Source organism: Paeniglutamicibacter sp. ZC-3 (assembly GCF_025847175.2).
Taxonomy (GTDB): Bacteria; Actinomycetota; Actinomycetes; order Actinomycetales; family Micrococcaceae; genus Paeniglutamicibacter; species Paeniglutamicibacter sulfureus.
Genome location: NZ_JAOYTG010000025.1, coordinates 49,476 through 61,894 on the forward strand (window position 1 = coordinate 49,476; position 12,419 = coordinate 61,894).

Annotated in this window: 11 protein-coding genes and 1 pseudogene; 7 read left to right on the forward strand and 5 right to left on the reverse strand. The window is 59.2% G+C overall.

The genetic code is table 11. The features are described from left to right. Positions 1-118: 118 nt before the first annotated feature. Positions 119-1,756: a polysaccharide biosynthesis tyrosine autokinase gene (locus OIU93_RS18615; RefSeq protein WP_264271550.1), complete on the reverse strand. Its 1,638-nt coding sequence runs from the start codon at positions 1,754-1,756 to the stop codon at positions 119-121. A gap of 239 nt (positions 1,757-1,995) precedes the next feature. Between OIU93_RS18615 and OIU93_RS18620 the strand changes: the two genes are divergently transcribed. Both OIU93_RS18620 and OIU93_RS18625 read left to right on the forward strand, forming a co-directional pair. After that, positions 1,996-2,595: a low molecular weight phosphatase family protein gene (locus OIU93_RS18620; protein ID WP_264271551.1), complete on the forward strand. Its 600-nt coding sequence runs from the start codon at positions 1,996-1,998 to the stop codon at positions 2,593-2,595. Between the two features lie 301 nt (positions 2,596-2,896). Next, a pseudogene (locus OIU93_RS18625) lies at positions 2,897-3,115 on the forward strand (ISAzo13 family transposase); the annotation flags it as partial. A 484-nt stretch (positions 3,116-3,599) separates the two neighbouring features. Here the strand turns inward: OIU93_RS18625 and OIU93_RS18630 are convergent. From OIU93_RS18630 to OIU93_RS18645, 4 genes are read right to left on the reverse strand one after another with little or no spacing between them, the layout of a single operon-like run. Beyond that, the gene (locus OIU93_RS18630) at positions 3,600-4,586 is read right to left on the reverse strand and encodes a Gfo/Idh/MocA family protein (protein WP_264271552.1); all 987 of its coding nucleotides are present in this window, start codon (positions 4,584-4,586) and stop codon (positions 3,600-3,602) included. Then, entirely contained in the window at positions 4,586-5,683 is a 1,098-nt protein-coding gene (locus OIU93_RS18635; RefSeq protein WP_264271553.1) for a DegT/DnrJ/EryC1/StrS aminotransferase family protein, read from the reverse strand. Before OIU93_RS18635 ends, OIU93_RS18630 begins: the two co-directional genes overlap by 1 nt. Next, the gene (locus tag OIU93_RS18640; RefSeq protein WP_372342966.1) at positions 5,680-6,291 is read right to left on the reverse strand and encodes an acyltransferase; all 612 of its coding nucleotides are present in this window, start codon (positions 6,289-6,291) and stop codon (positions 5,680-5,682) included. Before OIU93_RS18640 ends, OIU93_RS18635 begins: the two co-directional genes overlap by 4 nt. A gap of 41 nt (positions 6,292-6,332) precedes the next feature. Continuing rightward, complete coding sequence (locus tag OIU93_RS18645) at positions 6,333-7,649, reverse strand: nucleotide sugar dehydrogenase (protein WP_264271554.1); 1,317 nt, start codon at positions 7,647-7,649, stop codon at positions 6,333-6,335. Positions 7,650-7,902: 253 nt separating this feature from the next. On the opposite strand from OIU93_RS18645, the gene OIU93_RS18650 reads away from it, so the two are divergent. The 5 genes from OIU93_RS18650 to OIU93_RS18670 all read left to right on the forward strand — a co-directional run bounded on the left by OIU93_RS18650 (position 7,903) and on the right by OIU93_RS18670 (position 12,290). Continuing rightward, positions 7,903-8,361, forward strand: coding sequence for a hypothetical protein (locus tag OIU93_RS18650; RefSeq protein ID WP_264271555.1), 459 nt, complete (start codon positions 7,903-7,905; stop codon positions 8,359-8,361). Beyond that, positions 8,280-9,488 carry an IS21 family transposase gene (istA, locus tag OIU93_RS18655; protein ID WP_264271556.1) on the forward strand — a complete coding sequence of 403 codons (1,209 nt, stop codon included), beginning with the start codon at positions 8,280-8,282 and terminating at the stop codon, positions 9,486-9,488. Before OIU93_RS18650 ends, istA (OIU93_RS18655) begins: the two co-directional genes overlap by 82 nt. Beyond that, positions 9,481-9,846, forward strand: a complete 366-nt coding sequence (locus OIU93_RS18660; protein WP_264271557.1) for an ATP-binding protein — start codon at positions 9,481-9,483, stop codon at positions 9,844-9,846. The genes istA (OIU93_RS18655) and OIU93_RS18660 overlap by 8 nt, the downstream gene beginning before the upstream one ends. Positions 9,847-9,984: 138 nt before the next feature. Next, the gene (gene istA / locus OIU93_RS18665; RefSeq protein ID WP_264271558.1) at positions 9,985-11,544 is read left to right on the forward strand and encodes an IS21 family transposase; all 1,560 of its coding nucleotides are present in this window, start codon (positions 9,985-9,987) and stop codon (positions 11,542-11,544) included. Positions 11,545-11,573: 29 nt separating this feature from the next. Continuing rightward, positions 11,574-12,290: an ATP-binding protein gene (locus OIU93_RS18670; protein ID WP_372342967.1), complete on the forward strand. Its 717-nt coding sequence runs from the start codon at positions 11,574-11,576 to the stop codon at positions 12,288-12,290. Positions 12,291-12,419 lie beyond the last annotated feature (129 nt).

Genomic DNA, 12,419 nt, shown 5'->3' on the forward strand with positions numbered 1-12,419 from the left:
GCGCTCATGCGTCTCGAACCGGCCCACCCTCGGAATCACACAAAGATCTATTGATGAAACAAAAAACCGCTCGTATCCGGCCACTGTGGCCGGATACGAGCGGTTTAGTTTGCGAGGATTAGCGCCTTAGGTGCCGCATACCTGCTCGCGTCGTCAGCACATCGTCGAATTCAGCATCTGCGGGTATGTACGTAGCCTCTGAAGCGTTGCCGTCCACGTGGACAACGGCCGCAGTCTGTGGCTCGACACTGCGCATCGGAGCCTGCACCGGAACGGCATTCTTCAGGCGACGGCTCGGCTTGGCCTTCTTCGTCGAGTCCGCCAGTGGCTCATCGGAGGCGTAGTAGTACTGTCCGTAGTAACCGTAGTTGGCAGCTGACGCACCCTTGGTAGGCACCTGGTTCAGGACGAATCCTAGGACCCTTGCCCCCACCTTGTGCAAATTGCTCAAGGACTTGGCAACCTCATCGGTGGATGTCGAGTCGGCCTTCACAGCGACCAGAACTCCGTCGACAAGGTTACTCAATACAGCCGCATCCGTAACAGGGAGAAGTGGCGGTGCATCGATAAGAACCAATGCATCGCGGCTCATGTCTTCGAGCAGGGAGAGCATTGCCTGGGATCCCAAAAGCTCCGAAGGATTCGGTGGGATTCGTCCGGCCGCGAGAATCGACAACGTTGGAATGGGTCCATAGGGCTGGAGAACGTCATCCAGCGTCGCGTGGTGGCTGAGCACATCAGTGAGCCCTGCCCCACCCGGAAGACCGAAGACGTCGGTGACCACGGGGCGGCGCAAGTCGGCATCAACAAGAATCGTGGGGCGGCCGGTGGACGCAATGGCGATCGCCAGGTTCGCAGCGACGGAAGATTTTCCTTCGCCGGGGACTGATGAGGTCACGAGGATTACCCGTGCCGGCTTGTCCACATCAACGTAGGTGAGGTTGGTACGCAGCTCGCGGAGGGCCTCGGCATATGGGTGCGAGGCACGGTCGTCATGGTCCAAGGCGCCGGTTTCGATGGTTGTGCGGTTGTTCACCAAGCGGGGGTCCAACGGGATCGTGCCGATCACCGACGTGCCAAGTTTCTCGAGATCCTCGACGGATCGAACACGGCGGTCCAAATGCTGCCGGAGCAAGGCATATCCGACACCGAGCGCCAACCCGAGCACAGCCCCAAGAGCTATGGCTAACTTGGTGTTGGGCGATACCGGCGCAGTCGGAATTTCGGCATCCACCAGTGGAACAAATTGAACGATTGAATCCTTGTTCGATGATCCGCTGGCAAAACCGGATTCAATTTCCGTGACTTGTTCTGCAAGTGCATCGACCCAGGCGTTCGCGGTCTTCTGCGCCAAGACGGGATCGGCATTGGTGATACTCAAACGTACCTCGGCGGTGCCGGTAGGCAGATCGACTGCGAGCTGCTCCAGAAGGTGCTCAGCACTTGTATCGAGTTCCAGATCATCCCGCACACGTTCGGCAACGGTGCGCGTTGCAGCAATGCTCTTATAACTAATAGCCCGCGACTTAGCCAAGCTGTCACCTGACAGAGCCAAGGCAGCAGTGTCCGCTCCGCTGGCGATAACTAGGCCGGATGCTGAGGCAGCATATAGAGGCTGCTGCGTAAAGGTCCAACCGAAGGCGCAGATAATGGCAATCAGGACGACGCTCGTAATGCTTCGCCAAAACGTGCGCAGCATTCGCAGATATTGCCTTAAATCCGGGCCGTCCGCTACATTCTCTTCAAGATGTTCCACTGATTAGTGCTCCCGGTAAATTTGCGCGCAGTCGAAAAGACTTTGAGGGTTTGCCTCAATCTTAGCTGGAATTGATGCACAGTTTGGACATTCGGTTCCTGACGGCACAAGATAGACATGACGTGATGCAGCTGTGATTACATCCACCAGCTTCACGAGTAGTACCTCCGGTGTGTTAATCTGAGCTGCTCATCCATTGCATTCGATCAAAGACTGACCAGATTGACTAAGATCAAGTCATGATCAGGATCCTCACAGTCTGCACCGGAAACATTTGCCGTTCACCATATGCTCAGCTATTTCTTCAAAGCGAGCTAGACCGTATCTCCCCCGGCTCATTCACTCTTCGAAGTGCCGGCTCCCACGCGTTGGTGGGACAACAAATGGATGAGCGATCCTCAATGAAGCTGCGTGACGTCGGCGTGGCAAGCGATGGATTCGTGGCAAGACAACTCAGCGAGGATGTCGTTGTCGGCAGCGACCTTGTACTTGCCTTGACCGATGAGCACCGAAAGAGCATCGTAGCGATGAGCCCGAGGCTGCTCAAGCGCACATACACCGTTCGGGAATTTGCGGCCGTACTGGAGGAATTGGCGACCATCCCAGGCCACATCTTGCCCAAGGGAAACGATTCAGTTTCTGTGGATACACGCTGGGCCGCATTACTCAAGGCAGCCCAACTAGCGCGGCATTCGGCGCGCATGAAGTTGGGAGGACAACTGGATGTCGTTGATCCTTATCGTCAAAGCGATCCGGTGTACGACAGGATGGTTGATGATCTGCTTCCGTCTCTCAGATCAATCGTTACCTTCGAGGCCTTTCACGCAACCAAGAAGTAAATAGAAAAGTCGTCGCGGTAGTGCCCAAACGCGACTGTCCACGCCAATTCCTTCCGGACGCCAAACACTCCTCTGCTTTACAGCAGGCGCAAGCGGGCGCCGTTCGGTCGCATGGCCATTACGCAGAGGATGGCGTGCGTTGCGCGCGCGTAGGCCGTACAGCGCGCTATTTCCGTTGACGCCAAAAAGATGAAACTGGTCAGGGAAGACAGAACAAGGGCATCGAATGATGCCCCACCGGAGACCCTGAAGCGGCTAAGGTCGACGACTTCATCGACCAAGACAAAGTCATGACCCACCCTACGGCGTCCATGACATGGGCACCAGCTCCGGCCGGGTGTCGGTGGACATCGACCACGACACTGCCGCCTCCACCGTCAGCACCTTCCTCCTGCCGGGACACCACCGGACGCCCCACCCGGAAGCCAATCGGACGCTGATCACCGCAGACGACGGAGGATCCAACGGCTACCGCACCCGGTTGTGTAAGACCGAGATGGCCGCTATGGCTGCCAAATAGCCGCTAGAGGGTACTTCTGTTCCGGCTTGTTGGTGTGTGACATGAGATCGGTTGCCTGCCCACGAAGTGGTGAGATTCAGTGTCTACGATGAAGCGAGATTTCACACCAAGTTGCCAGAACACCGGTACCGTCAGCTATTTGGCACCCTGGCCGTTGAAACGGGTATGGACATCACCGTATGCATTCTGCTGCCGGACAACAGCAAGTGGAACTAGATCGGGCAGAAGCCCGCCTCCCGCAGCTCCGCTATTTGGAGCGGGAGGCACGAAGTCATCACGAAATCCATTGCCGCAACAACCAGAAAACCGGAATCACCTCCAAGCAGAATTGGACACCGGAATCTAGCCCACCGGTGTGCAAATACCCGACAGGGAAATGCCGGAGGTAGAATCCAGCGGCACGCTGAAGCAGGAACGAATGGCACCCCAAGTGGAATCACACCCCGAAAACCGGCGACACTCAAACTAAATGATCAGCGAGCCCTTAGATTTTCGCGACAGTGCTCTCGCGCGCCGCTTGGAGTGCGGTTTCGACCACGAGGAGAGTACGTTGGCCTTGTTCCAAGGTTACGATGTCGGAGGGCTTGCCCAGGACGGCGTCGCGGAAGTTCTCGTGCTCGACGCGCAGGGGCTCGCGTTTAGCGAATGCGTACCGGGTGATGTTTCCTTCGGAAACTCCGCGGAAGGATGAGACGGACTCCCATTCCAACGGGATAGTGCCGTTGGCGTAGAACGTGAGATCACCGGTGGCCGTGTCAGCGACGAAGGCGCCCTTCTCACCTGTGACGACCGTAAGGCGTTCCTTCATCGGACTGAGCCAGTTCACGAGGTTGTTCACGATCACGCCTGAGCGGGTACGCCCGGTGATTGCAATCATGTCTTCATGCTCACGTCCGCTCTTAAACGCGGTCTGTGCGAATACAAACTCGTACTCGGATTGCACCACCCATGCGGTGAGGTCCACGTCATGGGATGCTAGGTCCTTGGCAACCCCAACGTCCGAGATTCTGGCTGGAAACGGTCCCTGCCTGCGGGTTTGCACCTGATACAGGGCACCCAACTCGCCCGCTTCGATCCGGCGACGCAACTCCTGCAACGCGGGGTTGAACCGTTCAATATGCCCCACGGCACCGACCAGACCCGCATCACGGAACGCATCAACCATGCGTTGCCCCGCCTCTAGCGAATGTGCGATGGGCTTCTCCACCAACGTGTGGACACCCGCCGCGGCAAGCTTAAGCGCGGCTTCCTCGTGGAACGCGGTCGGCACCGCCACCACTGCGATATCAATGCCTGCTGCAATCAGCGCGTCAATATCGGGCAGGACTTCCAGGTCCCCGGCGACCCCGTGTGGGTCACCACCTGGATCGGCAATCGCAACGAGTTCTACCCCCTCGATTTCCCGTAACACCCGGGCATGGTGCCGGCCCATCATGCCCACGCCAAGAAGGCCGGCGCGAAGTACTGGCATCAGACGCCTGCCTTTACCAGGGTGTTGACGGCGGTGACGATACGGTCTAAGTCATCTTGGATGAGTGCCGGGTGAACAGGGAGGGAAACGACCTCGCGGGCCGCCTGTTCCGTCTCCGGCAGGTCCAAGCCGGGGGCGTATGAGGCAAGGGATGGCAGGCGGTGGTTCGGGATCGGGTAATAAACTCCCGCCCCCACGTTGTGTTCGGCCTTGAGCGCCGCAACGAACCCGTCCCGGTCCTCCGGAACCCGGATCGTGTACTGGTGATACACATGCACCGCACCATCAACCACCGGGGGCACGGTCACACCTTGCAGGTTCGCATTTAGGAACTCCGCATTGGCCTGTCGAGTCTTCGTCCAGGCATCAACCTTAGTCAGCTGTACCCGGCCGATCGCCGCGTGAATGTCGGTCATCCGGGCGTTGAACCCAATGATCTCGTTCTCGTACTGTCGCTCCATCCCCTGGTTGCGCAACAATCGGAGGTTTCGAGCGATCTCGTCGGTGGCGGCGGTAACCATGCCGCCCTCGCCGCTGGTCATGTTCTTCGTCGGGTACAGGCTGAACATCGCGAACTCACCAAACGATCCCACCGGGCGCCCATCCAACATCGCACCGTGCGCCTGCGCTGCATCTTCGTAAAGTGCGACTCCATGCTTCTTGGCAATTGCCTGGAGCTCGCGCATTCGTGCCGGGTGCCCATACAGGTGCACCGGCATGATTCCACGGGTTTTCGAGGTGATCGCCGCTTCGACAGCTATCGGGTCAAGGCTGAAAGTTTCTGGCTCAATGTCCACGAAAACTGGTGTTGCGCCGGTCAGCGCCACCGAGTTCCCCGTCGCTGCGAACGTAAATGACGGCACAATCACCTCATCCCCTGGCCCGACACCGGCCGCAAGTAACCCAAGGTGCAAGCCAGCGGTGCCGGAGTTCACGGCAACGGACAGGCGGCCGGGAACGAAGTGGGCAGAGAATTCTGTTTCGAACGCCGCGACCTCCGGCCCCTGCGCTACCATCCCGGTCCGCATCACTCGGTCAACCGCAGCCCGCTCATCATCACCAATAATGGGCTTTGCAGGGGGAATGAAATCGCTCATACGTTCTCCTTGATCAAAGTTTCGTCTGTTTCTACATAACGATCACCAGTTACCGGGCAGACCCAACTACCATGTGCATCGCCAACAACAAGAGGATGTCCAGCCTCGCCGACCCACCCCAATCGCCGTGACGGAACCCCGGCCACCAGCGCATAGGCGGGTACATCCTTTACGACGACCGCACCTGCGGCGACAGTCGCCCAAGCACCAATGGTCACCGGGGCCACACACGTAGCGCGTGCCCCAATCGACGCGCCGCGCTCGATGGTCACCCCAACAGGCTCCCAATCATGCGCACTTTTGATAGTGCCATCGGGATTGATCGCACGCGGATACGTGTCATTGGTCAACACAACCGCAGGACCGATGAACACACCATCGGCAAGCCGAGCGGGCTCATAGACGAGCGCATAGTTCTGAACCTTGCAGTTGTCACCCATGACAACACCGGTGCCCACATACGCGCCACGCCCGACGATACAGTTTGTGCCCAATTGCGCACCCTCACGCACCTGCGCGAGATGCCATACCGATGAACCAGCTCCAATCACGGCATCCGCCGAAACATCGGCAGAATCAACGATTCGAACAGAGGAAGGGTCAGTCACGATTGCTGACTCCGATCAGGAAAATGTCTAGTCGCATTTGTTTACGCGTCAGCGTTAACTGGCACGGATGCCGTGCCCACTACGATCCTGGGAGTGCCGACCCACTGGGAGCCATCCGTAGCGTTACGTCCGTCGACCAGCAGCTTCACACCTGGTAACTGCGCTGGAGTGAGCTCGCGGTAATGTGCGTGGTCTGTCTGCAGAATCGCAAGATCGATTTCTCCACCAATCTCATACGGTTCGAACCCGAGAGAACGGAGTTCGTCGTCACTGTAGAGGGGGTCATGGACGCTGACTACTGCACCACGCTCGCGCAATGCCTCAACCGTCGGGAAAACGCCGGAGAACGCAGTCTCCTTCACACCACCGCGGTAAGAGGCGCCAAGCACGACGGCCCTCTGACCCTCCAACGATCCAAGCACCCCTTCGGCTTGCTTAACCAGTCGCTCCGGCATCGACGCATTCAACAATCGTGCGGTGCGCACGATGTCGGCGTCCGGGTCCGTCGTCAAGTACAACCGCGGGTACACCGGGATGCAGTGCCCACCTACGGCGATCCCTGGCCGGTGAATATGGCTGTACGGTTGCGAGTTGCAGGCCTCAATCACCTGATACACGTCGATCCCGTTCTCAGCTGCAAAGATCCCAAACTGATTCGCCAAACCAATATTCACGTCACGGTAGGTCGTCTCAGCAAGTTTCGCCATCTCGGAGGCCTCTGCAGTGCCAAGATCCCACACACCATTCGGGCGGGCAAGATCGGGACGTTCGTCGAACTGCAGCACGGCTTCATAAAAGCTTCGCGCACGCCTAGCACCCTCACCAGAAAGCGCCCCAATCAACTTGGGGTACTTCCGCAGGTCCTCGAAAACTCGACCGGTGAGCACCCGCTCGGGGGAGAACACCAGGTGGAAGTCTTGGCCCTCTTTTAACCCCGAACCCGCTTCGAGCATCGGCTTCCACCGACCCCTCGTGGTCCCGACCGGCAACGTAGTCTCGTATGACACTAGTGTCCCAGGTGTCAAGTGCGCTGCCAAAGACTCCGTTGCCGCATCCATCCATGCAAAATCAGGCTCCCACGTGGTGTCATTTACAAACAATGGAACCACCAGTACCACCACGTCAGCACCAGGGATCGCTTCGGAATAGTCCGTCGTCGCCCGCAGCCGACCAGCCGGCACCAGCGCAGATAACTTTTCCTGCAACATCGCCTCGCCAGGGAACGGTTCCGTGGAGGCGTTGACTAAATCAACCGTCTGGGGATTCACATCCACACCGACGACGTCATGACCGGAGTCGGCGAACTGGACAGCAAGAGGAAGCCCGATTTTACCTAGGGCTATTACGGCAATACGCATGATTTAAATCCTATCAAGATCAGCGCTGACCCGGAACTTTAGATTTCAAGTATTACTAGGTTGATTGAACTTAAATCCTCCTACTTGCGGGTGATTCATTGGTTAGTTTGCCAAATAGCGCTTGTTGGAACTGTTGTTCCGACGAGTCGGTACTGCTGTTCCGGTGACACGGTACTGCCCGTAACCTGCCCATGATCGTTTGAACTAGCCATCGCACAACTCCGTGTGGCGGCTAGTTCAAGGGAGAAATACCTTGGTGGATTACCAGGCCATCATGTCCTTGGTGTTCAAGCACCGGACCTATGAGGAAATCACCGCGTCGGTGGGCTGTTCGCGTCGTGATGTTTCGGCGGTGAAGAAGGCCATTGGCGCCGCCGGCATCACGGCCGAACGCTTCGCTTCCATGACCGCAGCGGACATCGAGCAGTTGTTCCCGGACGGACGCAAGGCCGTCTCCCAAGACTACGCAGACCCGCATTTCGCCCAGGTCATCGAGGAGATGAAGCACAACCGGTTCTTCACGTTGCAGCAGGGCTGGGTCAAATACCTGGGGGCGACCAGTGAGCGAAGAAATACAGCTACTCGCAATACTGCGAGCTGTCCAACCGCTTCGCCGCCGCCACCGACGTGGTGGCCACGCTGCAGCACGAACCGGGCAAGGCCATATTCGTGGACTGGGTCGGTCCGACCCCGCCGGTGGTGGACACCGTGACCGGGGAAACCGGCAAGGCCTACTTTTTCGTCGCGTCCCTCCCGTACTCCGGGCTGGTGTTTTGCCAGGCGTTCGGCACCATGAAGCAGGAAGCCTGGAACCAGGCGCACGTGAACGCGCTGGTGTTCATCGGCGGGGTCCCACAAATGATCGTGCCCGACAATGCCCGCACCGCAACCCACAAGCGCACCCGGGCAGACAACGAGGTGGTGGTGACCAAGTCCTACCGCCAGCTCGCCGAGCACTACCAGACGGCGATCGTGCCGGCAAGATCGAACAAGCCACGCGACAAGGCCCATGTCGAGCGAATGGTGCAGGCCGTGGAGAGCCGCGTTATCGGCTATCTCGCCTCCGAGACCTGGACCTCGTTCGAGGAACTCAACGACGCGGTGCAGGAGCGGCTGTTGGACCTGAACGAACGGTTGCGCCGGGTCAACGGGACCACGAGGCGGGAAGTCTTTGACGCGGAGGAAGCCGCGCTGCTGCAGCCCCTGCCGGATCATCCGTTCGAGTCGGTGGAATACAAGCAGTTGAAGGTCGGACGGAACTATCACGTCACCAGCGACTACCAGCACTATTCGGTGCCGTATGAGTTGGCAGGGAAGATCCTGTCGGTGAGGATCACCGCAACCACCGTGAGCATCTTTGACGGGCAGGCCAAGGTTTGCCGGCACCCGCGCAAGCTCGGGCGCCGGGGCCAGTACTCCACGGAGTTCTCCCATGCGCCCAAGCACCACCAAGAGGTCCAGGGCTTGTGGTCCAGGGAGTGGTTCCTGAACCGTGCCCGGAATTACGGGCCGGCCACCGTGCAGGTCATCACCCAGATCCTGGACCGCAACAAGGTCGAAGCCCAGGCATATTTGCCGTGCCGCAATATCCTCACGGAGTTGGGCGGGAAGAAGGCCTCGCTGGAGGAAGCCTGCCAGGAAATGCTGAACATCAACGGGCATCCCAGCTACACCTCACTCAAACGGGTGATGGCGACCCTTGCCGCCGCCAAGGACCAGCCGGCCGCGGCAGCCCCGGCAGCGCAGAACGTGAAGAACCTCAAGGACATCCAGAACCTTGCCGGAGTGTTTGTCCGCGACGCGGAGCACTACAAGGGACGGGGTGGCACCGATGCTTAGCAGCGAAGACCACCGGAAAATCAAGGACCTCCGGCTGACCGTGTTTGCCGAGAAATTCCTGGAACTGACCAACGACGAAGCCAACGACAAGCTGCTGCCGGAGGAAGTGTTCATGCAGGCGGTGGACCACGCCCTGGATGCCCGCCGGTCAAACAAGGTCGACAAGCTCATCAAGCAGGCACGGTTTCCCCTGCCGGGTGCATCGATTGCCGAGCTGCAGTATCTTCCGGGCCGGAAGATCGATGAGGCGCGGATGAAACGCTACGCGACGCATCAGTGGCGGGACGATCCGACGAATCTGCTGGTCATCGCCCCCAGCGGCGGGGGCAAGACCTACATTGAATATTTGCCACTTTGAGAGCCACCAATATTGCCATTCAGAGCCACCCCGCCAGATTGCGAATATTCTTCTTCAGAGCCGCCAATAGCGCCCCTGAGAGCCATGAAATAAGCTCCTCCCACCATGTGACGGCCACGTGGTAGAAGGAGCAACTCAATGGTACGAAAGATCAATGCGAAGCTGATACTCCGGCTTCGCGCCGAAGGGATGTCGGGGCGAAATATCGCCGCCTCGCAGAACATCTCAAGGAACAGCGTTTCCGACGTCCTCGATGCCGCATCAAACGCCGGGATCACATGGACCGATGCCCAAGACAAAACCGAGAATGCCGTTTACGAGCTGTTGTTCCCGGGTCGTGGGGACCACCAGAGCGTGTTCGCGCAGCCCGACTGGGGCGCGGTGCATAAGCAACTTGCGAAGGTCGGGGTGACGCTCAAGCTCCTGCATAGCGAATACGTTGATGCGGAAACCGTCAAGGGCCAAGCCACCATGGGCTACGACAGGTTCTGCAAGACGTATCACCGGTACGTCCTGGAACACAGCGCCACCTCACGCGTTGAGCACAAGGCCGGGATGAGCATCGAGGTCGATTGGTCCGGCCCGACCATGGCTTTGCTTGACCCGGACACCGGCGCCAAGAAGACGGTTTACCTGTTTGTGGCGTGCCTGCCGTTCAGCCGGTTTGCCTTTGTCGAGGCCTGCCTCGATATGAAGCAGGCCAGTTGGCTGCGTGCCCACGTTTCCATGTTCGAGGCGTTGGGAGGCTCAGTTCCGCGGATCGTCCCGGACAACCTCAAGACCGGGGTGATCAAGCATCCTGCCGAGGGAGAGATCGTGCTCAATGATTCCTACCGGCACCTAGCGGGCCACTACGTGGCAGCGGTGTTGCCTGGCCGCGTCCGGAAGCCTAAAGACAAGTCCAGCGTCGAAAATACGGTGGGCCACGTGGCGACGTGGATCATTGCCGGACTGCGCGATACCCGCTTCACCTCGCTGGCCCAGCTTCGTGCAGCGATCCGTGAACGCGTCCAGGCGTATAACGACGAGCCGTTCCAGAAGCGTGCGGGGTCCCGGCTGAGCGTCTTCCTGGAAGAAGAGCAGCCGTTGCTCCGTCCATTGCCGGCGGTGCCGTACGAAATCAGCGACTGGGTCTATAAGCGCAAGGTCGCGAAGAACAGCTACGTGACGTGGAAGCGGAACTACTACTCCGTTCCGCTGGTCAATGTCGGGGCAAGCGTTGACCTGCGCATCACCGAAACCATGCTCGAGGTCTATCGGAACCAGGAACGGCTGACCAGCCACCGGTTGCTGCCCGCCTCGGCGATCAACCAGTATCGAACCAACGACTCTGATATCCCCGCCGACCGGCAGTGGCGGCAGTGGGAACCGAAGCGGGTCAGGGGCTGGGCGAGCCGCATCGGGCCCAGCGCCGTGGAAGTCGTGGACCGGATCTTTGCTTCGTTTCCCCTCGCCGAGCAGGGGCTGAACGCAGCACTGGCGGTATTGAGGCTCTCAAGGAAGTTCAGCCCGGAACGGCTGGAGGCGGCATGCCGCGTCGCCTTGCAAAGCCTGGTGCGTTCGCCACGGTATGCGCATCTCAGGCCGATCTTGGACACCGGACAAGACCGGACAAGCATCCGGACTGATTCCCTTCCCGAGCCCGAACCGGGCGGATACGTGCGCGGCAGCGACTACTACTCGGGCGGTGCCCGATGACCTCGATAGACATGGAAACCAAAAGGAAAATGCGGGAAATGGCCGCCGGCGCCTTGCTCGAGGCCGTGGAGGCCCAGGACGACATCCTGAGCATGGGGCTGACGTTTGAAGAGCGTCTGCGGCTGGCCGTGGACCACGCGCATTCGTCCTTCACCCATTCGAAGGTCAGCGGCCTGATCAGGCGTGCCGGCCTGCGCTACCCCAACGCCGACCTGAGGCAGGTGGACCTGCTGGAGGAACGCGGGCTGAACCGGATGACGCTCACAGAGCTGGCCAGCTGCGCCTTCGTTGACCAATTCCACAACGTCGTGTTCCAGGGATTCACCGGGTCGGGGAAGTCGTATCTGGGCTGCGCCTTGGCGAAGCAGGCGTGTTTGAAGCTGATCCGCACGCATTACGTGCGCATGCCGGACCTGGAAGAGGAATGGCGGCAGGCCGAGGACAAGCCCTTGGGGCAGAACAAGTTCTTGAAGAAGTACGGAGCATTCAGCTTGCTCGTCATCGATGAGTGGCTGTTGGATCCTCCGAAGGGAGCGTTCCTGAGGATGCTGTTGGAACTGATGGAACGTCGGTACGGTTCGACGGCAACGGTGTTCTGCACCCAGTACAAGCAGTCGGACTGGCACGCCAGGCTCGGGTCAGGGGTTCACGCGGACGCGATCATGGATCGGATTGTCCACAACACGACCTGGGTCGAGACCGGTAGCTACAACATGAGGGAGAAAACCTCAGGGGTTACGGGCTAAGGACATTGTTTGTGTGTGAGCGCTAAGCATTGGGCCGTTTCAGTCAGGACGGTGGGCCAAGTTGGCTGCTCATTTCATGCCAAAAGAGCGCTAAGCCTCAGCCTCTCGGCAGCGGCTCGAAATTGCCCA

What these genes read in the sequence shown, in the direction of transcription:
- OIU93_RS18630 (WP_264271552.1), bottom strand. Translation starts at nt 4,586, where the DNA reads ATGCCAGTACTTCGCGCCGGCCTTCTTGGCGTGGGCATGATGGGCCGG.
- OIU93_RS18645 (WP_264271554.1), bottom strand. Translation starts at nt 7,649, where the DNA reads ATGCGTATTGCCGTAATAGCCCTAGGTAAAATCGGGCTTCCTCTTGCT.
- OIU93_RS18660 (WP_264271557.1), top strand. Translation starts at nt 9,481, where the DNA reads ATGCTTAGCAGCGAAGACCACCGGAAAATCAAGGACCTCCGGCTGACC.
- OIU93_RS18670 (WP_372342967.1), top strand. Translation starts at nt 11,574, where the DNA reads ATGCGGGAAATGGCCGCCGGCGCCTTGCTCGAGGCCGTGGAGGCCCAG.
- OIU93_RS18620 (WP_264271551.1), top strand. Translation starts at nt 1,996, where the DNA reads ATGATCAGGATCCTCACAGTCTGCACCGGAAACATTTGCCGTTCACCA.
- istA (WP_264271558.1), top strand. Translation starts at nt 9,985, where the DNA reads ATGGTACGAAAGATCAATGCGAAGCTGATACTCCGGCTTCGCGCCGAA.
- OIU93_RS18635 (WP_264271553.1), bottom strand. Translation starts at nt 5,683, where the DNA reads ATGAGCGATTTCATTCCCCCTGCAAAGCCCATTATTGGTGATGATGAG.